This is a genomic window from Sneathiella sedimenti, assembly GCF_017313765.1.
Lineage (GTDB): Bacteria > Pseudomonadota > Alphaproteobacteria > Sneathiellales > Sneathiellaceae > Sneathiella > Sneathiella sedimenti.
The window spans coordinates 779272-802073 of the sequence record NZ_JAFLNC010000002.1 but is presented as its reverse complement, the minus strand read 5'-3'; the positions used below and the strand labels follow the sequence as shown (position 1 = coordinate 802073).

22 protein-coding genes are annotated in these 22802 nt (G+C 57.2%); 11 read left to right on the top strand and 11 right to left on the bottom strand.

Going from position 1 to position 22802, the window contains the following annotated elements; translation table 11 throughout:
• Nucleotides 1-4: 4 nt before the first annotated feature.
• Complete coding sequence (gene paaA / locus J0X12_RS08960) at nt 5-964, bottom strand: 1,2-phenylacetyl-CoA epoxidase subunit PaaA (RefSeq protein WP_207044460.1); 960 nt, start codon at nt 962-964, stop codon at nt 5-7.
• Nucleotides 965-1131: 167 nt separating this feature from the next.
• On the opposite strand from paaA, the gene J0X12_RS08955 reads away from it, so the two are divergent.
• The gene (locus J0X12_RS08955; protein ID WP_207044459.1) at nt 1132-2187 is read left to right on the top strand and encodes a hypothetical protein; all 1056 of its coding nucleotides are present in this window, start codon (nt 1132-1134) and stop codon (nt 2185-2187) included.
• Nucleotides 2184-3185 (top strand): D-erythronate dehydrogenase, encoded by a 1002-nt coding sequence (gene denD / locus J0X12_RS08950; protein WP_207044457.1) that lies wholly within the window; start codon nt 2184-2186, stop codon nt 3183-3185. Before J0X12_RS08955 ends, denD begins: the two co-directional genes overlap by 4 nt.
• Here denD and mtnA read toward each other — a convergent pair.
• Nucleotides 3155-4261: an S-methyl-5-thioribose-1-phosphate isomerase gene (gene mtnA / locus J0X12_RS08945; RefSeq protein ID WP_207044455.1), complete on the bottom strand. Its 1107-nt coding sequence runs from the start codon at nt 4259-4261 to the stop codon at nt 3155-3157. The genes denD and mtnA overlap by 31 nt on opposite strands.
• 115 nt (nt 4262-4376) lie before the next feature.
• Between mtnA and J0X12_RS08940 the strand changes: the two genes are divergently transcribed.
• Both J0X12_RS08940 and fghA read left to right on the top strand, forming a co-directional pair.
• Complete coding sequence (locus J0X12_RS08940; protein ID WP_207044453.1) at nt 4377-5486, top strand: S-(hydroxymethyl)glutathione dehydrogenase/class III alcohol dehydrogenase; 1110 nt, start codon at nt 4377-4379, stop codon at nt 5484-5486.
• Between the two features lie 11 nt (nt 5487-5497).
• Nucleotides 5498-6337 (top strand): S-formylglutathione hydrolase, encoded by an 840-nt coding sequence (gene fghA / locus J0X12_RS08935; protein WP_207044451.1) that lies wholly within the window; start codon nt 5498-5500, stop codon nt 6335-6337.
• Here the strand turns inward: fghA and J0X12_RS08930 are convergent.
• Genes J0X12_RS08930 through J0X12_RS08920 form a run of 3 tightly spaced genes read right to left on the bottom strand, consistent with a single transcriptional unit; the run spans nt 6334 to nt 9079 of the window.
• Nucleotides 6334-7122 (bottom strand): alpha/beta fold hydrolase, encoded by a 789-nt coding sequence (locus tag J0X12_RS08930; RefSeq protein ID WP_207044449.1) that lies wholly within the window; start codon nt 7120-7122, stop codon nt 6334-6336. The two genes, fghA and J0X12_RS08930, sit on opposite strands and share 4 nt — an antisense overlap.
• A gap of 36 nt (nt 7123-7158) precedes the next feature.
• The gene (locus J0X12_RS08925; RefSeq protein ID WP_207044447.1) at nt 7159-7896 is read right to left on the bottom strand and encodes an isochorismatase family protein; all 738 of its coding nucleotides are present in this window, start codon (nt 7894-7896) and stop codon (nt 7159-7161) included.
• A gap of 13 nt (nt 7897-7909) precedes the next feature.
• A complete protein-coding gene (locus J0X12_RS08920; protein WP_207044444.1) occupies nt 7910-9079 on the bottom strand; it encodes a substrate-binding protein in 1170 nt (389 codons plus the stop codon).
• 250 nt (nt 9080-9329) lie between these two features.
• Between J0X12_RS08920 and J0X12_RS08915 the strand changes: the two genes are divergently transcribed.
• From J0X12_RS08915 to J0X12_RS08890, 6 genes are all read left to right on the top strand, one after another.
• Nucleotides 9330-10049 (top strand): ATP-binding cassette domain-containing protein, encoded by a 720-nt coding sequence (locus J0X12_RS08915; RefSeq protein ID WP_207044443.1) that lies wholly within the window; start codon nt 9330-9332, stop codon nt 10047-10049.
• Nucleotides 10042-10743 (top strand): ABC transporter ATP-binding protein, encoded by a 702-nt coding sequence (locus tag J0X12_RS08910; RefSeq protein ID WP_207044442.1) that lies wholly within the window; start codon nt 10042-10044, stop codon nt 10741-10743. The genes J0X12_RS08915 and J0X12_RS08910 overlap by 8 nt, the downstream gene beginning before the upstream one ends.
• Before the next feature lie 12 nt (nt 10744-10755).
• A complete protein-coding gene (locus J0X12_RS08905) occupies nt 10756-11616 on the top strand; it encodes a branched-chain amino acid ABC transporter permease (protein ID WP_207044441.1) in 861 nt (286 codons plus the stop codon).
• Nucleotides 11606-12595: an ABC transporter permease subunit gene (locus J0X12_RS08900; protein ID WP_207044440.1), complete on the top strand. Its 990-nt coding sequence runs from the start codon at nt 11606-11608 to the stop codon at nt 12593-12595. Before J0X12_RS08905 ends, J0X12_RS08900 begins: the two co-directional genes overlap by 11 nt.
• A 112-nt stretch (nt 12596-12707) precedes the next feature.
• Nucleotides 12708-13397 (top strand): uracil-DNA glycosylase, encoded by a 690-nt coding sequence (ung, locus tag J0X12_RS08895; RefSeq protein ID WP_237688041.1) that lies wholly within the window; start codon nt 12708-12710, stop codon nt 13395-13397.
• Nucleotides 13394-14146: a glycerophosphoryl diester phosphodiesterase gene (locus tag J0X12_RS08890; RefSeq protein WP_207044434.1), complete on the top strand. Its 753-nt coding sequence runs from the start codon at nt 13394-13396 to the stop codon at nt 14144-14146. Before ung ends, J0X12_RS08890 begins: the two co-directional genes overlap by 4 nt.
• 5 nt (nt 14147-14151) lie before the next feature.
• Here J0X12_RS08890 and J0X12_RS08885 read toward each other — a convergent pair whose 3' ends face one another.
• From J0X12_RS08885 to J0X12_RS08875, 3 genes are all read right to left on the bottom strand, one after another.
• Nucleotides 14152-15777 carry a Na/Pi cotransporter family protein gene (locus J0X12_RS08885; protein WP_207044431.1) on the bottom strand — a complete coding sequence of 542 codons (1626 nt, stop codon included), beginning with the start codon at nt 15775-15777 and terminating at the stop codon, nt 14152-14154.
• A gap of 137 nt (nt 15778-15914) precedes the next feature.
• A complete protein-coding gene (locus J0X12_RS08880; RefSeq protein ID WP_207044428.1) occupies nt 15915-17096 on the bottom strand; it encodes an iron-containing alcohol dehydrogenase in 1182 nt (393 codons plus the stop codon).
• 10 nt (nt 17097-17106) lie between these two features.
• Nucleotides 17107-18498 carry an aldehyde dehydrogenase family protein gene (locus J0X12_RS08875; RefSeq protein ID WP_207044425.1) on the bottom strand — a complete coding sequence of 464 codons (1392 nt, stop codon included), beginning with the start codon at nt 18496-18498 and terminating at the stop codon, nt 17107-17109.
• Between the two features lie 209 nt (nt 18499-18707).
• Between J0X12_RS08875 and J0X12_RS08870 the strand changes: the two genes are divergently transcribed.
• Entirely contained in the window at nt 18708-19460 is a 753-nt protein-coding gene (locus J0X12_RS08870) for a DeoR/GlpR family DNA-binding transcription regulator (RefSeq protein WP_207044424.1), read from the top strand.
• A gap of 20 nt (nt 19461-19480) precedes the next feature.
• Here J0X12_RS08870 and J0X12_RS08865 read toward each other — a convergent pair whose 3' ends face one another.
• From J0X12_RS08865 to pdxR, 3 genes are all read right to left on the bottom strand, one after another.
• Entirely contained in the window at nt 19481-20344 is an 864-nt protein-coding gene (locus J0X12_RS08865) for a type 1 glutamine amidotransferase (protein ID WP_207044423.1), read from the bottom strand.
• 15 nt (nt 20345-20359) lie between these two features.
• Nucleotides 20360-21214, bottom strand: a complete 855-nt coding sequence (locus tag J0X12_RS08860) for a TauD/TfdA dioxygenase family protein (RefSeq protein ID WP_207044422.1) — start codon at nt 21212-21214, stop codon at nt 20360-20362.
• 121 nt (nt 21215-21335) lie between these two features.
• Entirely contained in the window at nt 21336-22784 is a 1449-nt protein-coding gene (gene pdxR, locus J0X12_RS08855) for a MocR-like pyridoxine biosynthesis transcription factor PdxR (RefSeq protein ID WP_207044413.1), read from the bottom strand.
• Nucleotides 22785-22802 lie beyond the last annotated feature (18 nt).

Here is a 22802-nt window from a genome sequence, read left to right as displayed (position 1 = left end):
CTCCTCAAGCAGCTTTCGCCTTGCGGTCGGCTTTCTTGGCGGCATAGGCGAGCGCGGCATCGCGGACCCATTTTCCGCCGTCATGGGCATCGACGCGGGCCTGCAGCCGTTCCCGGTTACAAAGGCCGTTCCCCTTGACCACAGCCTTGAATTCTTCCCAGTCGATCTCGCCAAAATCATAGTGGCCGCGCACATCATTCCAGGCCAGCTTGTCATCGGGAATGGTGAGGCCCAGAAACTCCGCCTGCGGGACGGTTGCGTCGACAAATTTCTGACGGAGATCATCATTCGACTGGCGCTTGATCCTCCATTTCATCGATTGGGCGCTGTTGGCGGAATTCGCATCATTCGGACCAAACATCATCAGGGTCGGCCACCACCAGCGGTTCAGCGCATCCTGCGCCATCTCTCGCTGCTCCTTCGTGCCTTGCGCCATGGTCATCATGATGTCGTAGCCTTGGCGCTGATGGAAACTTTCTTCCTTGCAGATGCGGATCATCGCCCGTGCATATGGGCCATAAGAACAGCGACAGAGCGCAATCTGGTTGGTGATCGCGGCCCCGTCAACCAGCCAGCCAATGGCGCCGATATCCGCCCAGTTAAGCGTCGGGTAATTGAAGATGGAGGAATATTTGGCCTTGCCACTATGGAGCTGCTCAAACATTTCATCGCGGGAAATACCGAGTGTCTCGGTCGCGCTGTAGAGATAGAGCCCGTGACCGCCCTCATCCTGTATTTTTGCCATCAGGATCGTTTTCCGCTTCAGGCTTGGCGCGCGGGTCAGCCAATTGCCTTCCGGCAGCATCCCGACAATCTCTGAATGGGCATGCTGGGACATCTGGCGGATCAGGGTCTGGCGGTACTTCTCGGGCATCCAGTCTTTCGGCTCGATCCGCTGTTCTGCCTCCACTTTTGCCTGAAAAGCCGTTTCCAGTTCGTCATGCTCCTGATCAATCACGTCCATTTGCCACTCCCAAGCTAGACCACGCCTATTATGATACATTTTATAAACTTTCTCAACTTATTATGTATCGCAATGAATATCTAACAAGGCTGGCGAAAATAGCGGGCCGATGTATACTCGACTGACATAAAAACAATAAAAACACTTACCGGATCGAGATGAAAAACATGCTGGATAAATCAACAAAACAAGACAGATACTCTGCCGTTGCCTCCCTGTATCATGCCTATTTTACCGGACTTCTCCTGACCCTCGCCCTGCGGAAAAGCCATGCCGCGGCCGGAGACCTCACTTTTGAAATCTTCCGCCGCCAGCATCATGAGAAATTTCTCTCAAGTTTCGAGAAACTGGGGCTCAGCGGCCTGCCCGATGCGGTCGCCTGCGCGCAATATCACTATCTTTCCAACGGAGTCGGTGGCGTTCCCGTGGAATATATGTATGAAAGCGACACGAAGGCCTGGGTGCATTTCTGTCATCCCCGCTGGATTTATGACGGTGCGGCGATCTGCGGCGTCCCGCTGGAGGTCAGTCACGGATTTCTCAAGGGCTGGTACGCACAGAACGGCGTTAGCCTTAAGAACCCGCGCCTTGGTTTCGTCTGTACGTCCCAGGATATGGATGGGCAATATGGCATGGCGGGATATTTCAAGGTGTTCGACCATGACCTCGCGCCTGAGGAGCGTCTGCAATTTTCACCGGGAGAATTTGCGCCGCCTTTTGACCCGTCTGCTGCACCGACGCTGGATACGACAACCTGGCCGGAGGAACGGCTGCAAAAGGCCAACCGGAATTATTCCATGGAATATGTCAAGAATGCCTTTATCATCCTTGCCGAGATGTTCGGACCGATGGAGGCGACAACTTTCGGCGGTATCACCGCGCAGCTGATCGGCAAGCAGTTCTATCGCCAGACGGCAGACACGCTCGGGATCACCGGCGACAGCGTCGAGGGCTTCGCCCGTTATCTCGCCGGAATGATCGACGGCCATGATGACGAGGTGGAGATAGAAAAGGACGGCGACGCGTTCATCATCCGTCAAAAGGGCTGGCGCCTGATGCGTGGCACCGGACCGCATCCCGCCAGCGTTTTCGATAGCTGGAACCAGCTTTGGCAAGGGGCCCTCGCTGTGCATAACCGCTATCTGGTGCTGGAAGTCCTCAAGCGACAGGATTACGGCGATGACTGTTTTGAATGGCGCCTCCGGGAAAGGAAAATTGGATGAAGGTTGTTGTCACCGGCGGCGCAGGGTTTCTCGGGCGCCGCCTCACCAAGGCCCTGCTTAAAAGAGGGTATCTGATCGGACCCGAGGGCGTGAAAGCGGAACTGACAGACCTTGTCCTTTTCGATATCGCGCCGGAACTCGAGGTGAAGGATAGCCGCGTCCGCTATATCTCCGGTGATATTTCCGATGCGGAAACAGTAAAGAAACTGATCGATGAGAAGACGATGAGCGTCTTCCATCTTGCCGCCGTGGTCAGTGCGCAGGCCGAGGAGGATTTCGATCTTGGTTACCGCATCAATCTCGACGGCACCCGCCATGTGCTGGAGGCCGCGCGGGCGCTTCCTCATACAGCGAAGCTCCTGTTTACAAGCTCCGTCGCCACCTATGGCGGACCGCTCCCTGATGTGGTGACGGACGCAACCGCGCAAATGCCGCAAACTTCCTATGGGACATCAAAGGTGATGGGGGAGTTGCTGGTCCAGGACTACAGCCGGAAAGGCTTTATTGACGGGCGGTCCCTGCGCCTTCCCACGATTTCCGTCCGCACCGGCCTTCCCAACAAGGCGGCGTCGACCTGGGCAAGTTCGATGATCCGGGAGCCACTTTGTGGCCGGGATGCGATCTGCCCGGTAAGCGAGGCAACGCCGATGGCCTGCATGTCACCCGACCGGATAATCGAGGCATTGATCCATGCCCATGACCTTCCCGCCGACGCCTTCGGTCCCACCCGCTCCCTCCTCCTCCCCGGGATATCAATTACGGCGGGAGAGATGGCGGCGGCAGTGGAGCGGCACAAGGGCAACCGCAAGCTTGGCCGCATTCTCTGGCAGCCTGATCCGGCCATTCAGAAAATTGTCGATGGCTGGCCAAAAGCGACACAATCGGCGCGCGCGGAAAAGCTCGGCTTTGCGAAGGATGACAATCTCGACGAGCTGGTTCGCGGCTTTATCGAGGAAGACCTCGAGGATCAGCTCGCCTTATATTCGAGCCGGTCGTAGAGCCGCGCCAACCCCTCTTTTGACGCGTCGGCGACACCACGTTCCGTGATCAATCCCGTCACCAGACGTGCCGGGGTCACATCGAAGGCATAGTTGGCTGACGAACTCTCCTCGGGCAATATCCGCACCTCACTCACCTGCCCGGCGCTATCCTTCCCCTGAATAAAGTCCACCTCGTGGCTGTCGCGGATCTCAATCGGGATATCCTTCACCCCGTCATCAATTTCCCAGTCGATGGTCGGGCCCGGCAGCGCCACATAAAAGGGCACATTGTTATCCTTCGCCGCGAGTGCCTTGAGATAAGTGCCGATCTTGTTGCAGACATCGCCCGCCGCCGTCGTCCGGTCCGTGCCGGTGATGCAAAGATCGACCTGGCCATGCTGCATCAGGTGCCCGCCGACATTATCGACAACAAGTGTATGATCGACCCCATGTTTGCCAAGCTCCCAGCAGGTGAGATGCGCGCCCTGATTGCGCGGCCGTGTCTCGTCCACCCAGACATGGACGGGGATGCCCTTGTTATGCGCCTTGTAGATCGGCGAGAGCGCGGTCCCCCAATCCACGGTCGCGAGCCAGCCCGCATTGCAATGGGTGAGGATGTTGACAACGCCTGTCTTGCCTTTTTTCTCCCAGATCGCCTCGATCACGCCGAGACCATGATCGCCGATGGCGCTGTTGATGGCGACATCCTCATCACATATCTGAGCCGCCTTCTCATAAGCCGCCGCTACCCTCTCGCTTTCAGGGAGCGGGAGAAGCAAGTCCTGCATCGCGCGAATGGCCCACCGCAGGTTAACTGCCGTCGGCCGTGTCGCGATCAGGATATCGCCTATTTTCCGGAGTGCCGCATCGCTCGCCTCTTCGCGCAAGCCCAGACAGACACCATAGGCCGCCGTCGCCCCGATCAGTGGTGCGCCCCGCACCAGCATCGCCTTGATCGCATGGGCGGCCTGATCCAGGGTGGTCAGCCGTTCAACCTTGAATTCATGAGGTAATCGCGTCTGGTCGATAATATCAACGGACCAGCCATCCTCATTCAACCAGATACTGCGAAATGGCGTTCCATCGACTTTCATCTACTGTCTCCCGATCAAAATTGGAGCGTCAAGTTTAACCGGAAAAGCCTTGCTTCGTCAGCCCTAAATCTGCAAACTCCGGGCAATAACAAGCACATCAGCAAGGATAAGACAAATGGACGTTAAAGCAGCGGTCGCCCATAAAGCCGGAGCCCCTCTCACGATCGAAACCGTTACTCTCGATGGCCCGCGAACGGGCGAGGTTCTGGTCGAGATCAAGGCGAGCGGCCTTTGTCATACCGACGCGTTCACGCTCTCGGGCGACGATCCGGAAGGCATTTTCCCGGCCATTCTCGGTCATGAGGGCGCGGGAATTGTTGTCGATGTCGGGCCCGGCGTCACCTCCCTCAAAAAAGGCGATCATGTCATTCCACTTTATACCCCCGAATGCCGCCAGTGTGATTACTGCACCAGTGGCAAGACCAACCTCTGCCAGGCTATCCGCGTAACGCAGGGCCAGGGCCTGATGCCGGATGGCTCCAGCCGGTTCAAGATTAACGGGGAGAAGGTCTTTCATTACATGGGGTGCTCCACTTTCTCGAATTACACGGTTGTACCCGAGATTGCGCTTGCCAAAATTCGCGAGGATGCCCCATTCGACAAGGTCTGCTATATCGGCTGCGGGGTCACCACGGGGATCGGCGCGGTCATCAACACGGCGAAAGTCAAACCCGGCGACAACGTGGTCGTCTTCGGTCTTGGCGGGATTGGCCTCAATGTCATCCAGGGCGCAAGGCTTGCCGGGGCGGACATGATTGTCGGCGTCGATCTCAACCCGGCCCGAAAGGAACTCGGCGAGAAATTCGGCATGACCCATTTCGTCAACCCCAGCGAAGTCGAAGGGGATATTGTTCCCTATCTTGTCGACTTGACCAAGGGCGGCGCGGACTACTCCTTCGAATGTATCGGCAATGTCAATGTGATGCGACAGGCGCTGGAATGCTGCCACAAGGGCTGGGGCGAGAGCATCATCATCGGCGTCGCGGGCGCGGGTCAGGAAATCTCCACCCGTCCGTTCCAGCTGGTGACGGGTCGCGTCTGGAAAGGCACGGCCTTCGGCGGCGCCAAGGGGCGCACGGACGTTCCAAAGATCGTCGACTGGTATATGGACGGCAAGATCAATATCGATGACCTCATCACCCATGTCATGCCGGTCGAGAAAATCAACGAAGGCTTCGACCTGATGCATGAAGGTAAGTCCATCCGCAGTGTCGTGACATTCTAAACAGAAAGATTATGGAAATTATTTCAGAACAGGCCTGTTTCGGCGGCACGCAAGGTTTCTATTCGCATCTTTCCTCCTTTACCGGGACAACCATGCGCTTCGCCGTTTATCAGCCTGCGCAAGCGCGCGGGATGAAGGTTCCGGTCCTCTATTACCTTGCCGGGCTTACCTGCACCGAGGAAACGGCGACCATCAAGGCCGGCGCGCAACGATTTGCCGCCGAGCATGGCCTGATGCTGGTCATGCCGGACACCAGCCCGCGCGACATCGGCCTGCCGGGAGAAGAGGACGACTGGGATTTCGGGACCGGTGCCGGATTTTACCTTGATGCGGTGAAGGAACCCTGGGCGGATGCCTACCGAATGTACAGCTATGTCCGGGACGAGCTTCGCCTGCTGATCAATGAGACATTTAACGCCGATGTCGACCGGACGGGCATTTTCGGACATTCCATGGGCGGACATGGCGCGCTGACCCTCGCGCTCAAAAACCCGGATATCTACAAATCCGTTTCCGCCTTTGCGCCAATCTCCTCGCCCATGCAAAGCCCCTGGGGAGAAAAGGCCTTCACCGGATATCTCGGGACCGACAAGGCCAGCTGGATCGACTATGACGCAACGGAGCTTGTCAAGAACGGCTATAGGGCGTCGCATATCCTGATTGATCAGGGCACGGCCGACCAATTCCTGACCGAGCAGCTAAAGCCGGAGATTTTCGAGGCCGCCTGCAAGGAGGCCGGACAGCCCCTCACCCTCCGTCTTCAGGAGGGGTACGACCACAGCTATTACTTTATCCAGACCTTTATGGAGGATCATATCCGCCATCACGCCTCTATCCTGACGCAAAGCTAGACGGAAGAAAGGTGGGCGCGCACATGGCGGTTGAATTCTTCGGGCTTGTCCATGGCGAGCTGATGCGCGGCGTTATCGATCACCACCAGCCTTGAACCTTCAATCTGGCGGTGGATAAGTTCCGACGAACTGAGCGGGGTGCCCATATCCTCTCGCCCGACAATCACCATGGTTTTTGCGCCAATTGCTGGGATCCGGTCCTTCAGGTTGATCCCCGCAATGGCATGGCAACAGCCGATATACCCCTCAACCGAGGTTTCCAGGATCATCTTGCGGACCCGCGCTTCCAACTCCGGGCGGTCGTCAAGAGAGCCTTCGACAAACCAGCGGGCCATGGACCCATCGACCGTCGCGGCAAGCCCCTCTTCCGCCGCAAGGCGAATGCGTTCTGGCCAGAGCGCCGCTGCCCCGTCTGGAAGCGCGCAAAGGGAGCTGGAAATAACAAGGCTTGAGGTACGTTCCGGATAGGTAAGGGCAAATTCCTGTGCGATCATGCCGCCAATGGAAAGACCGATAAAATGGCTCTTTGTTACCCCATGGGCATCCTGGATCGCCGCGACATCGGCGGCCAGCAGCTTGAAATCATACGGCCCCGGCGTTGCCGCGCTTTTCCCGTGCCCCCGCAAGGAATAGCGAAGCACGCGGTAGTCTTTTCTCAAATCCTCGGCAAGCTCGTCCCAAGCGGAAAGATCGCAACAAAGCGAATGGCTTAACGTGACGACAGGGGCGCCGTCCGGCCCTTCAAAGCTGGTTTCAAACTCAATTCCATTCGCAGTGGTTGTCATGATCCCTCCCTTGTTATTATTTAACGGGTCAGATCATTATGTCGGAAAGACCACCTTGTTGACAAGCTGCGCACCACGGCTCGCCATGAAATAAAGGCCCATATAGTGGGTCACGTCCTGTGGATGGGCGGCCGCGGCGCCGTAACCGATCTCTTCCGCCACTTCGCGCGGCAGATCATAAGTTGAGCAACCCTTGTCATAGACATGGATATCCTTGAGGCCCGGCATCATGTCATGGTTGCGTGCGCTCAGGCTGGTGAGCACGAAATCCATCACGCAAATATCGGTGCAAATCCCGACAACGAGAAGATCTGTGATTCCATGCGCCGTCACCCAGTCCGCCACCGCATTGGTCCCATCCGGGCGTGTTGCGCCGATGAACCCGTTGATGCAGTCTTTTTTGACTAGCGTGGTGTTGGCATCCTCTTCCAGCCATTTCAGTTCCGGCACCAGTTCCTCTTCACCGGTCCCTGCCTCGCAATGCGGCGGATAGGGCGGTTCGGGCTTTCCCGGAACATGGGTGTCCAGAAAGGCAAGGATCGGCCAGCCTTGTCCCGTGAAATGCCGGGCAAGGCTGACTGTCTCCGATACCATTGTCGAGACCTGCGCGTTGGGTTCAGGCGGCGCAAGTGGCCCTGCCCCAACGGTTGCAAACCCGTTCACCTCGTCCACAATTACCAGACCGACCTTCCGCCCTTCAGCGGCAGGGTCGAATTCGGTAAGGGCAAGCGGCATGGCCGCTGCCAGATCATTTGTAAGGTCTCGGGTCGTCATGGTCTCTCCTAACTTAGCCGCACTGCGGCGCAGGCTCGATAACACCAAGTTTCTTCGCCACATTCAACGTGCCGTCTTTCGTCCTGGCGATATACATATTCATGGCCGTGTGATGATCTTCCTTTGTGATCATCGCCGGGCCTGTCGGAATCTCAAAGGACAGTCCGGCCATACCGTCGATCAGGGCTTCCCGATCCACCTTGCCAGCCTTTTCAAGACCACCCTTCAGCGCAATCAGGGAATTATAATGGGTCATCACATAGAAGGAAACAACCGCATCATCGCCATTCTCTTTGCGAATCTTGGCAACGAAATCCTGAACGCCCGGTTCCGGCGAGTTCGCCACGAACGGTACGCCCGCATACATCCCCTCGCCCTTGCCCGGCCCAAACGCACCGAGGTAGGTCTCCGCAAAGCCAAGGAAGGCAATTGTCACATTCTTCGTCAGGCCAAATTCCTCTGCCTGCTTGATGAAGGTGATCCCATCGGCACCGGGAAGGGCGAACAACAGGATCTTGGCACCGGAATCCGCAATCTTGCGAATGATGGAGGAGAAATCCTTGACGCCGAAAGGCGTGTATTCCTCACCGACAGTGGTGCCGCCGATATCGCCGATAATGGTCTTCGCGGTCTTGAACATGTTGCGCGGCCAGACGTAATCCGCCCCGAACAAATAATAACTGTCGCCAATGCCCTCGTCCTTGAGATACGGGATGAGCGGGGCTGTATCCTGGTTCGGTACGGTGTTGAAGGAGAAAAGGTAGCGGTTGCAGATGCCGCCTTCATAGTTGGTTGCGTAGAGCAGCGGCGTTTTGCCCCGCTCCATCGTCGCGGCCATGGCATCGCGGCCGGCGGAGGTGATCGGGCCGGAAATCGCAAGAACCTCATCACGCTCGATCAGCTTCTTCGCCTTCTCGACGGAGGTTTTCGGGTCCGTCTTGCCGTCCTCATAGAGCATTTCAACCTTGTGACCGAGAATACCACCCGCGGCGTTAATTTCCGAGACCGCAAGATTCAACCCCATTTTCGCCTGGTTGCCAAACAGCTCCAGCCCGCCAGAGAAAGGCTGCACAGCCCCGATCTTAATGGTCTTCCCGGCGGCGATCGCAGGCATGCCAATCGACGACGCAACAACAGTCGCCCCCATTGCACCGATGAATTTTCGTCTGGAAATCTCAATCATCACTATGTCCTCGTTATCGTTCAGATACCGGGTTCCCGGCAAAACAAAATGGTTGTGTGTTAAATTGAATTGTGCATGGTTATGCCAGTTACTGCATAGGAATCAAATAATTACCGGTATGTATCGACATAATGTCAGGATTTTACTGAAAAAATTCAAAAATTCATCCGTACACATATTAAAACTTTGTATGTGCACGTTCTTAATTTGTAAGTATGCCTATAAAATAAACTGAATCGGTTGACCGCGCATGTCTTTTCTCGAGTTGAAATCGCTGTGCAAGAATTTTGACGGGCTTCGCGCCGTCGATGATTTTTCACTAAATATCAAGGAAGGCAGCCTGAATGCCCTCGTCGGACCGAACGGCTGCGGGAAATCAACCCTCTTTAACCTGATCACCGGCGTCCTGAAACCGGATACAGGCCAGGTCCGGTTTAGAAGCCTTGATATTACAGGCTGGCCCCCGCACAAAATCGCCCGCCTCGGGATCGGCCGCAAGTTCCAGGTCCCGGCGATATTTGAGGAACTCACGCTTCGGGAAAACCTTATCATCGCCGCAAGAAACAATAATCAGCGGACGGCCATTGACGATATCCTCGCGCAGATTAACCTGACCAGTGCGGCGTCCCTGCTCGCCGGGGAGCTTGCCCATGGCCAGAAACAATGGCTTGAAATCGGGTTGTTGCTGGCCCAGGCCCCGTCCCTCATCCTGCTTGATGAGCCTACCGCGGGAATGACCGGGGCGGAAACCCGGGCCACGGCCGATCTGATCACCAAAATCAACCGGGAACGCCGAATAACGGTGCTGGTGATTGAGCATGACGTGGGGTTTATCGAGCATCTCGCCTGCCCGCTGCATGTCATGTCGAAAGGCCAGATCCTGAAATCCGGCAATTTCGCCGAAATTCGCAACGACGCGGAGGTGAAGGCTCTTTATTTCGGTCAGGCGGAGGCGGTTGCCGATGCTTGAGATGGAAGGTCTTTCCGCCGGCTATGGCGAGGCGCTTGTGCTCCGAGATTTCTCCTGCCGGATCGCCTCTGGCAGAGTCACCGCCCTGATGGGCCGGAACGGCATGGGCAAAACGACGCTGCTGAAAACCATAATGGGGCTGATCCGGGCGCAAACGGGCCGGATCATTTTCGATGGGCTGCCAATCGAGAAACAGTCGACCCATCAAATTTCCCGCGCCGGAATGGGGTATGTACCGCAGGGACGGGAGATTTTCGCCGATTTCACCGTTGCCGAAAACCTCCGTCTCAGCCTGCTCGGCCATGAAGGCGGGCCTGTTCTGTCGCTCGAGAAAATATATGACTGGTTTCCGATCCTGAAAGAACGGGCGGATCAACGGGCCGGAACCTTTTCCGGTGGGCAGCAGCAAATCCTCGCCATTGCGCGGGCGCTGATCGGGGGGCCCAAAATGCTCCTTCTCGATGAACCGACGGAGGGAATCCAGCCCAGCATCGTTCATGAAATCGGGGTCCAGCTAGGACATATCGCCCATGAAACCGGCCTTGGAATCCTGATCGTGGAACAGAATGTGGATATGGTCCGCACCCTCGCCGATGAGGTTCTGTTCATGGAAAACGGGGCCATCCAGGAACGCTGCGATATTGAGACTCTGCGCCAGGATGACAGCCTGCTGCAGCGTTATCTTTCGGTTTAGGTTGTTGATGTAATGTATGAACTTTTTCCGATATTCCTCGATGTTACCTCATATATCCTGATTCTGGTTCTGGTCGCGCTTGGCCTGATGATCGTCTTCGGCATGATGGGCGTGATCAATATGGCCCATGGGGAGCTGTTCATGATCGGCGCCTATGTGATGGTGGCAACGCAGGACGCCGGGCTCCCTTTTCTAGCCGGAATACTCCTCGCCCCGGTCATTGTCGGGTTTCTCGGGCTCCTGATCGAGGCCGCATTGATCCGCCATATCTATCTCCGCCCCCTCGATACCATTTTGGCGACCTGGGGCCTTTCCATTGCCCTAAAGCAACTCGTTGTGCTGACTTTCGGGCCTGAATCTCACAGCGTAACCCTGCCCATTGACGGCAGCCTCGACATCGGCGCCTTCAGCTATCCGCTGTACCGGCTGGTCCTGATGGCGACATCTATTTTTCTCATCGCTGGTACTTTCTGGCTGTTCACCCGCACGGACTTCGGCCTGATGGCCCGCGCTGTCATTGCCCGCCCGGACACTGCCGCCACGCTTGGCATCGATACCCGGCGGATGTATCGCCGGAGCTTCGTGATCGGCACCTCGCTCGCCGGGCTGGCCGGGGCCCTTGTCGCTCCCATTATCAGCGTCGATCCGCAGATGGGGCTTGGCTATCTGGTGCCGGGCTTCCTGTCCATCCTTGTCGGGGGCGCCGGACCGCTTGCCGGGGTGCTGGTCGGCGGCGCTGTTGTCGGCGGTGTCAACAACCTGCTGGCGGTCTGGATATCCCCGGTCGCGGCGCTCATCACGGTATATATCATTGCCATCCTCATCATCCGGTTGAAACCCGAAGGCATCATGGGAGGACGCCGTGCGAAATAGCCTCATCGCGCTGCTCGTCTTTGCCGCCCTTGCCGCCTCTCCGCTCGTCATTGGCGGTTACTGGACCGGGCAGTTGACCGCCTATCTCGTCTATGGCCTGCTCGCCATGTCCTTATCCTTGGTCTGGGGGTATGGCGGCATCCTCTGCTTCGGGCAGGCGATGTTTTTCGGGATCGGGGGCTATATCATGGCGGTCCTGACCAAGGGCATGATCCTGCCGGAGCTTACCAGCAGTTATCTCGGCCTGCTCGCCGCCATGGCGGGATCGGCACTCTTCGCCCTCGCGCTCGGTTATTTCCTGTTTGCCGGCCGTGGCATCAGCGGCGCCTATCTCGCCATCATCACCCTCGCCATGGCGCTGGTGCTGGAGCGATTGATGAACAACTGGTATGCCCTTGGCGGCTATAACGGCCTGCTCAATGTCCCACCGATCAAGCTCACCTTCTTCGGCGCAAGCTATGAGTTTTGGGATCGCCTGCCGACATTCTACGCGGTGCTGTGTGTCGTCACCCTTGTCTATTTCCTTGTAACCTGGCTCTTGGGCTCCGCCTACGGACTGAAACTGACGGCCAGTCGCACCCATCCGGACCGGCTGGCGTCACTCGGCTACAATGTGCTGACGATCCGCCTTTCCGTTTTTGCACTGAGCGCGGCGATTGCCGGTCTCGCCGGTGCCATCTTCGTGACCCTCGACGGCTTTGCCTCCCCCACCCTGATCGGCTTCACCCTCTCGACGGAGGCGCTGATCTGGGTCGCCATCGGCGGCAAGGAGATGCTGCTCGCCGCCTTTCTGGGCGCGATCCTGACCCGGACGGCGGAAAGCTGGCTGTCAGAGATATTCGGCGATTACTGGATCCTGATTCTCGGAATCGCCTTTATGATTAGCGTCGTCCTGCTGCCGAAAGGCCTTCTTGCCACCCCTCTGGAAAAAGTGACCAAAGCCAAAGGTGGAACATCGCGCAAGCGGAGGACAAAATAAGAACTTTCGGGGCATAATTATTTTGCAATGAACCGAATCCATAATAAAACAATAGAAGATGCAACCAAGGGTCCGATTCCGGCCCCTTCCCAAGGAATTAAGAGGGGCGGGTTTGAGCGATATTAAGCTGGAAAAAAGCTGGCTCGAGCAGTTACAACCCGAATTCGACAAACAGTATATGCGTGATTTGCGGGCATTTCTGGTGGCGGAGAAAGCCGCCGGAAAAGTCATCTTTCCACCCGGCGGCAACATTTTCGCCGCCCTTGATCACACCCCCTTTGATCAAGTGAAGCTGGTTATCCTCGGGCAGGATCCCTATCACGGGCCCGGCCAGGCCCATGGCCTCAGCTTCTCGGTCCCGCCCGGAATTCAGATCCCGCCTTCGCTGCGCAATATCTACAAGGAACTGAACCGCGATCTCGGCCTTCCCTTTCCTAACCATGGTAATCTGGAACAATGGGCTAACCAGGGTGTCTTGCTGCTCAATGCGGTTCTGACGGTGGAACAGGCCAAGGCAGGCGCCCACCAGGGCAAGGGCTGGGAACAATTTACCGATGCGGCCATCGCCGCCCTGAATGAAAAGCGGGAGCATATCGTGTTTCTTCTCTGGGGCAGCTATGCGCAGAAGAAGGGCAGCTTTATCGACCGGCAGCGACATCTCGTCCTGCAAAGCCCGCACCCGTCACCGCTGTCGGCGCACCGTGGCTTTATCGGGAACGGCCATTTTTCAAAAGCAAATGACTATCTTAGCCAGACCGGGCAGACACCCATCGACTGGTCGCTGAAGGAATTGGGACGATGATCGCAGAAAACCTGTTTCAACAAATGCCAAAAATCATCGGCCATCGCGGTGCCTGCGGACATGCGCCGGAAAATACCCTGGCGTCCCTTCGCAAGGCAGCGGAGCTCAACACCAGATTTGTTGAAATCGACGTCACGCTGACACAGGACTCCGTGGCTGTCATCCAGCATGACAGCGACGTGCGCCGCTGCACCAATGGCCGCGGCCCGATCCTCCTCAAATCGTTGGAGGAGGTACGCACCCTCGATGCCGGGAGCTGGTTTGGCCCGGAGTTCGGCGGGGAACGCATCCCGACATTGAAAGAGGCAATCGATGTGATCGGGGAACTGGGCCAGGGCCTGAACCTTGAGATCAAGCCCACGGTCGGCTGGCAGATTCCAACCGCCGAACGGGTGGCGGAGGAACTACTCGTCCATTGGCCTGAAGAAATACCCCTGCTGATTTCCTCCTTCGCGGTGGAATGCCTGATCGAGGTCCGGCGGTATCTCCCCGATGTTCCTCTTGGCTATCTCACCTCCGCAATTCCGCCCGACTGGGAACGACGGATGGCGGAATATGACTGCGCGTCCCTTCACTGCGAACGGCATTATGTGACGAAAGACCATATCAAGGCCATCAGGGACGCGGGGTTTCGCGTGCTTGTCTATACTGTCAACGATCCGGAGGAGGCGAAAAAGCTTCTCGACTGGGGAGCCGATGCGGTGATCACCGATTTTCCCGACCGGATGTTTCCCCTGCTGGAGGGGTGAAGCGCTTATTGCTCCTTCTGGCCTGCGACCAGATAGGCATTTGACGACAACAGCGAGTTGATGCGGCGCATGTCACTGAGCAGGCTCAGGTGAATGGCACTGGCTTCTTGATCCAGCATCTGGTCACTCCGGAGGCGCTGCAAATGGTCATCCACCGCGCGTCTTTCCGTCTCCCTGAAGGTCTTCTTGCGCTGAATGAGGTTACTGGCCGTGACCGCATTTCCCGTCATCATGACGCTGAAGGCCATGCGGAGATTGACAAGAACCATATCCAGCAGGCGGATTTCATCCTGTAAATCCTCATCCGACAGGGCGATCTGGTTCTTATGAACCGTCTCCACCAGCTCCAGCATGTTCATCACGACAATATTGCTGATATGATCGATGGCCGTTGTGAAATTCAATATCTCGGTACAGCGTTTTTCGTCCTGCTCATCGAGCGATTCCCGACCGAGTTGCGTCAGATAGGCTTTGATCGCGCCGTCAAATTCCTTGATTACATTGTTTTCCTCGCGGATCTGACGAAAAATCTGTACTTCCTTCCCGCCAAGGGTCTGACGCAGGCAGCGGCACATTTTTTCCAGCACATCCCCCATCCGCAGGGTCTCGCGCACCGCATTCGCCATGGCAAGCTGCGGGCTTTCCAGGGCAGCCTTGTCGAGATATTGCGGCTGCGGTGTATTTGTATCCTCTTCCGTATCCTCGGGGAGCAATCGCTCCGTCAGGCGGCCAAGCGGTCCGACAAAGGGCAGGAAGAGAACGGCACAGGTAAGGTTGATCAGGGTATGAAAATTGACGATCTGCCGCACGGGCTCGGCCTCGAACGCCGCCAGCTGCGGCTCGATCAGGCCGATAAAGGGGATGGTAATTATGACCACAACCAGTCGACAGATAAGATTGGCAAGTGGTGCCCGCCGCGCCGCCTTTTCGGCCTTCAATGTCGCCATGATCGGCGGGGCGGCGCCACCAAGATTAGCCCCCAGGACAATGGCATAGGCAACATCAATCGGGAAATGACCGCTGAGTGACAGCGATACCGCAAACAGAACCGTCGCGAGGGAGGAATGGGCAATCAGGGTGATGACCGCCGCGATCAGAACCACCAGCACCGGCTCACCGGAAAGAGAGCTCAGCACGAATTGCGAGACGGACGAATCGCGGATCGGCTCCGACGCGAGGGCGAGCATTTTCAGCGCGCTCAGCATGATCCCGAGGCCCAGCATAATACGCCCGAGATTTTTCGCCCTCGTCGAGTTCGCCGTGGCATGGCGGACATATCCAGCGAACAGCAATACCGGCGCAAGAAGGGAGAGATCAAGACTCAGCACCTGGGCGACAAGGGTTGTCCCCACATCCGCGCCGAGAAGTATGGCAATGGCGGCCGTGGCGGGCAACAGGCCGCGCCCGGCGAAGGACGCCGTCAACAAGGCCGTCGCCGTACTGCTTTGCAGCATCATGGTCACCGTCAGCCCGCCAAAGAAGGCGCGGACACGGTCACGCAGGCAAAACTTCAGGAAGAGGCCGAGCTCACGGCCAAAGGCGCGCATGACGCCCGTGCTGACCATCCGCAGGCCCCACAAAAGGAGTGCGACCCCGCCCAAAAGATTAATAAGAACAATTGTTCCGTCCAAAACGCTTGACCTTTTTGCCAGATTTTATTGTTCAGTCTTACCTGTTATATGTAGTGATAGAAACAGTTGCGAGTAAAATTCCAAGAAACCCAACATTTTCCCGGAATTTTCCCACATAAAATTCCAGTTGGTCGCAACTAGCCCGATAGATCGCCTGTCACGGCCTTCTCAAAAAGACGGCTGTAGTCATCCGAGCTGAGGGAAATCGGGTTTCCGCCAGCGGAAGGGTCTTCCACCGCCATGCGACCGACAAGGTCCGACCGCGCCGTATCAATATCAAGGGCCGAGAGATCGTTCGGGATATCCAGCTCCTCGCGCAGGGCCAAAACGAATTTCAGGAAAGAATCAAACGACGGATTGGCCAATCCAAGATAGGCGGAGAGCCGCGTAAGCCGATCGGCGATAACCTCCCGGTTGCGGATCAGCACATAGGGCATCAGGATGGCATTCAGCATGCCGTGGTGCGCATCATAAAGCGCGCCGAGAGGATGGGCGAGCGCATGCATGCCGCCAAGGCCCCGCTGAAACGCCGTCGCCCCCATCGAGGACGCAATCATCATCTGGCTGCGGGCGACAAGATCAGTCCCTTCGAAGGTTGCCGTGGGCAGATATTCCTTCACCAGGCGGATCCCCTCAATGGCGATCCCCTCCGCCATCGGGTGAAAATGCGGCGAACAATATGCCTCCAGGTTATGCGACAGCGCATCCATGCCTGTTGCCGCCGTAATGACCTTCGGCAGCCCCACCGTCAGGGCCGGATCGCCGATGACGGCGGAAGGCATCATCTTCGGATTAAAGACGATGCGTTTTACATGGTTTGTCTCGTCGGTAATGATCGAGGCGCGCCCGACTTCCGAACCCGTGCCGGAGGTTGTCGGAATGGCGATGATCGGGGGAATATCGGCGGCCGGGATATCCTCCCAGTCGCGTCCACCCTCAAGATAGCCGAACAATGTCTCCTTCTGCGCCGCCATCACCGCAACTGCCTTGGCCGCATCAATGCCGGACCCGCCGCCAAACGCGATCACGCCGTCATGCCCGCCTGCCCGGTAAACCGCGACACCCTCGTCGACATTCCTGCCGACCGGATTTGCCTTGATATCACTAAAAAGAACACAGCCTAGGCCGGCCTTTTTGCAAGAGTCCATCGCCTCCTGGATCATCGGCAGTGTCGCGAGGCCGGGATCGGTCACCAAAAGCGGGTTTTTCATTCCCACGTCCCGGCAGGTCGCCCCCAGTTCCTGCAATCGGCCCACGCCGAACCGCATGGCCGTCGGATAGTTCCAGTTCCCCGCAAGGGCGTTCGCGTCAGTTGACATATAGGTTCCCTTAAATCTTGGTTCGCAAATGATAGGATTTGGGTCGCGTCAGGCTTTCATAGCCCACAGACGACAAGGTGCAGCCCCGGCCGGAATTCTTGACGCCCGTCCAGGCAAGCGCGGGGTCGAGATAGTCGCAACGGTTCATGAACCAGGTTCCGGTCTCGACCTGATCGCCAATGCGGATGGCCGCGGCCTCGTCATTGGTCCAGACGGAGGCGGTCAGGCCGAATTCGCTGTCATTCATCAGGCTGACAGCCTCGTCATCGGAAGCCACCTTCATGATCCCGACAACCGGGCCGAAGCTTTCCTCGGTCATAATCCGCATATTGTGATCAACATCGACGACCACATCGGGCGCCAGATAGGGCGTACCTGGTTTATTCTCGGGGAAAAGCGCGGGATCGATCAGCGATTTGGCGCCCGCCTTCACCGCATCGGCAACCTGGCCACGCACGAAATCCGCCGCCGCCGCATTGACGAGCGGACCAAGGGTCGTTTCCGGATCGACGGGAGAGCCGAGCTTGTAGCCCTTTACCACCTCTACGAATTTCTCGACGAAATCGTCATAGACATCGGCATGAACATAGATCCGCTCAATCCCGCAGCAGGACTGACCGGAATTGAACATTGCCCCGTCGACCAGATTTTCCGCGGCATAAGCAATATCGGCATCTGCGCGAACATAGGCCGGATCCTTGCCGCCCAGCTCGAGCCCGACACCGAGGAAATGGCCGACCGCCGCCGCCTCAATCGCCTTGCCCGCCGGAACAGATCCGGTAAAGCAGACATAATTCACCTTGTCGGACTGGATGATGGCCGCCGCTGTCTGGTGGCTGGCGACAACAATCTGGAAAAGGTCCTTAGGCAGGCCCGCCTCGACGAAGGCTTCCACCATCCGTTCGCCACAAAGATGGGTCTGCGTCGCATGTTTCAAGATAACGGCATTTCCCGCCATCAGCGCCGGGACAATGGAATTCACGGCGGTCATATAGGGGAAATTCCAGGGCGCAATGGTGAAAACGACGCCGACAGGCTCCCGCTTGATGAAACGTGTAAAACCCGACTTTTCCTGAACTTCGACAGGCTGAAGCGCCGCTTCCGCAATCGCGATCATATGGCGGGAACGTTCCTCGAATCCGCCAACCTCGCCCGCGCCGAACTTTACCGGCCGGCCCATCTGCCAGGCCAGTTCCTCAACGATCATATCCTTCTTGGAAACGAAATTATCGACACATTTTGTGAGCAGCGTCGCGCGTTCAGCAACCGACTTCTTTCGCCACGCCTTCTGAGCGGTGCGCGCCGCATCGAGCATTTCCTCTATCCGTGAAAGGGGCGTATAGGCGCGTTCCACATAGACGCTGCCATCCACCGGGCTGATTGTTTTCAAACTATCCGACATCTATACTCTCCAATCTTGGCGTTCGAGATTTCTAACATTTTTCCACAAATTTCTAACCAGAATTTTTCACCGTTCCGAATTTTCATGGACGAATTTTGTGTCTTGAACCGGCGAAAAATGTGGAATTCCACATCCTGTTTCATTTTTTCCCAAAACATGCTACTTAAGAAGCGAAATAGTCTTCTAATGCCAGTTGTAGGCAGGGAAAAATGAAGCAGACGAAACGGCAACTCGCCATCATGAACATGCTGCAAATCGAAAGATCCTGTGGAATTATCGATTTGGCGAAGCGGTTGGGAGTGTCGGACGAAACGATTCGCCGCGACATCAAGGAAATGGCAAAGTTCGGCGCGGTCGAAAAAATCCATGGCGGGGTGATGCTGCCCAATACCGCGCTTGAGGCCCCGTTCCTGCGCCGTCTTGAAGCGCAGCGCACGGTCAAGCAACGCATCGCAGAACTGGCGGCCTCGCTTATCGTCGATGGGGAGACCCTGCTGATCGACAACGGCAGCACCTCCTGCTACGTCGCCAAGGCGTTGAGCTCCCACCGGGAACTGACGGTCGTGACCAATTCGACGGAGGTAGCGCGCGATCTTTGCGCCCGCAACAATAACAAGGTTTTCATGGCCGGTGGAGAAATTCGCGCCGACGACAGCGCGGCCTACGGACCGACAGCGGTCAATTTCGCCAAGCAATTCGCGACGGAGCGCGCCATCCTCTCGATCGCGGCTATCAGTGCCGACCAGGGATTTCTCGATTGCGATCTTGGGGAAGCCGAGTTCAAGCGAGCGATCCTGCCACAGGCCGCCAGCGTGATCGTGGTGGCCGATCATACGAAATTCAATCGACCAGGAGTGGTCAAGGTATGCGGTTTTGACGCCATTGACCTGCTCCTGACCGATCAGCTGCCCCCGCAGAGCATAATTGACAAAATTGGCCGCGACCGGATCATGATCGCCTGACGTCCCGGCCAGTTTCATCCCTAGTCATTGAGCCGGGGATGAATTTTCACGGCCAGCCAGTTGCGGACTTCCTGCTGCTTTATACGGGTTTCCAGCACATCATCGTCCACCCCAAGCTGCCAGCGAAGATAAGATGCGCCCGGCGCCTCATGCAGGGCCTGCATCTTGCCGATAAACTGGTCCGCATCCTCCAGTGACGCGAAATTTCCCTGCTTTGTCAGCCCTTCCCGGCGCCAGCGGCAGAGGCTTGCCACCTCGTTAAAGTCATATTCGGGATGATATTGCACCGCCCAGAAGCTGCCGCCCTTATGGGTCACGTCCACCGCCTGCACCCGGGTGAAATCATTTCCGGCAAGCAGGACAGCCCCGTCGGGAAGCTCCTGGACTTCATCCTCATGGCTGGTGAAGCCATCGAAAACCGCCTTTTTCCCCCCAAACATCGGGTGGGCGCGGCCTGCGTCATTCAGGCTGATCTTGCGGGCAAGCCCGAACTCCCGCCCCTTCGGGTTCTTTGCGCATTTACCGCCCGCCGCCGTCACGGCCATCTGCGCTGCCCAGCAGCTGCCAAACATCGGCACCCGCGCCTCATATGCGGCCTTGGCGAACGCGATCTGGCGGGTCACGCGCGTGTCACTCTCGTCATGAATGGTCAGGCTCGATCCGGTCCAGCAGATCCCGTGATAGCCATCAAGAGCGGTGCCGGAGGGAAGCGTGCAGTCTGCATCCGCCGGGAAAACGATATCCACCTCGCATCCAGGCTCGCATTCTTTCAGCATCCGCGCATACAGATCGCCCGCGAGGGTCCCGCCATTGTCCGCCAAGGGACCGCGATGTTCCTTCGGGTAACCGTCAAGCACCAGTAATCGCGCCGTTTTGCCCGCCATGACCAGACTTATTCCTTATACAGGGCGCGTATCGCCGCCAATGGTGACCCGGCGCATAAACCGCCGGTACTGAACATAGTCGTTCATGGCATAATGCTGGGTGCAGCGGTTATCCCACATGGCGACAGATTTCTCCTGCCAGCGGAAGCGGCAAAAAAATTCAGGCTTGGTCGAGAACTCATAGAGATATTTCAGTAGTGGCGCACTTTCCGCATCCGTCATGCCCTTGATGCGGAGGGTGAACATCGGGTTGACGAAAATGCTCTTGCGGCCGGAAATTTCATGGGTCCGGATCAGCGGATGCTCGACTTCCACCTCCACCGCCTCGGAATATTTATACTTGAGGCTATGTTTGCCTTCATATTTCTCGCGCGTGTGGCGCGGATCAAAGGCAACGCGCGCCGAATGCACGGCAACCAACCCGTCGAGTAGTTCCTTCATGCCGTCCGAGAGGGCGTCATAGGCCGCCTCCATGCTGGCCCAGAGCGTATCACCGCCAACTGGCGGGATATCAATCCCGTAGAGCATGGTAATAATTGTCGGCTTTTCAAAGAATGTGTTGTCCGTATGCCAGCCCGTTCCGAAGGATGCGCCCTCGCCCGCGGGTTTCAGAACCTCGATCAGTTCGGGATGGGCGTTCGAGCCTTCGACGATAGGATGCACTTCCGGGGTGCCAAAGCGGCGGGCAAACTCAAGTTGGCCCTCCGGCGTGATCTCCTGATTACGGAAGAAGACGACATGGTTATCGACGAGCGCGTCATGGACATCCTGAAACTGCTCGTCAGACAGGGATTTGGATAGGTCGACACCGGCAATCTCCGCACCAATACAAGACGTTAGTGGTTCTACTTCAATTGTGCTGTATCCCATGGCAACCCCCGATTTTTCCGGATTTGGTGAAAATGTCGATAGAAATTAGGTAAGTCATTCTTGTCATTCGAGATAGTACCAGTTTCACCCATTCATATCTACCAGATTGGGATGTGCCGGTTTACAGCAGGGCGGCAAGCCGCCGGATTCCCTCCTCTATCCGGTCCAGAGCGATGGAGGAAAAGCCAAGGCGGAAGTACCTCTGACCCGTTGCCGGCTCCATGAAATGGATGGCGCCCGGTTCCAGCACCACCCCCTGGTCGAGGGCGCGCTCCGCCAGGATCTCGGCATCAAGTCCCTCCGGTCCCTTGACCCAGAAACTTGTCCCGCCGAACCGCGGTGCCCGCGTCATGCCCGGCATATGCGTGGTCAGCGCCGCCGCCATACGGTGCCAACGCTCGCCATAGGCTTTGTGAAGCTTGTGGATATAGGACAGGTGATAGCCCTGCGCGATAAACAAGGCCGTCGTACGCTGGTTATTGCTCGGCGCGTGACGGAGCATCAGACGCCGCAGGAAGCGCAGTTCCCGGATCAGACGTTCCGGCGCGACAATAAAGCCAAGCCTCAAGCCCGGAAACATGGATTTCGACAGGCTGCCGACATAGATTACCCGTCCGTCGCGATCCTCTGATTTGAGCGCGGAAACGGCATCGCCCATATAGTTGGTATCGCTCTCGAAATCATCCTCGATAATGAGCGAGCCCGTCACCGCCGCCGAGGTCAGGAGCGCCTTTCGACGCTCCGGCGAGAGGGTCACTGTTGTCGGATACTGGTGGCTCGGCGTAACATAGAGAATTTTCGACCTCGCAACATTGTCATCAATGATAACCCCGTCCTCATCCACGCCAAGCGGTATCAGGGACACCCCGCGCCGGTCAAAGATATTGCGCGCGTCGGGATAGCCCGGGTCCTCTATCCCGACAGCCATTCCCTCCCGCATTAGCAGGGCCGCGATAAGATAGAGCGCGTTCTGCGCCCCGAGGGTGATCAGGATTTCCGTTTTGTCCGCATATATACCCCTTTTGGGCAGCAGCTTTGAGCGGATCTCCGTAATCAGTTCCGGATCATCCGCCATCACGGCGTCATTCGCCCAGTCCCGCATGGCGAGCCGGCTCATCGCCTGACGGGAGCATTCCCGCCAGGCCGGTAAGGGAAACAGGCTCGCATCGGGCTGCCCATATACGAAGGGATAGGGATAGTCCTGCCAGTTCAGGGGCTTGACGATATTCCGCTGTCGCCCGAGGCGGCTGTCGAGCAGGCTTTCCCAATCAACTGCGCTGCAGCCTTCTTCCCTGTCCGGCGTCCTTTGCGGCAATGTTTCGGCGTTTGCAGCGATATCGCTGACGCGATAGCCTGAGCGAGGCACCGCGACAAGGAATTCCCCCTCCACCAGCTTGTCATAGACAATCATTACAGTGGTGCGCGAGATACCGAGGTCCTTTGCCAGCTTGCGACTCGACGGCATTTTCTCCCCGGCGGCCAACAGCCCATTCATAAGGGCGGCGATTATCTGCTCGCGCAACTGGTTCTGAACCGGTTTTTGCAGGTTTCGATCGATGGTAAAAAGCAACTTGCGGAACCCCGGCTA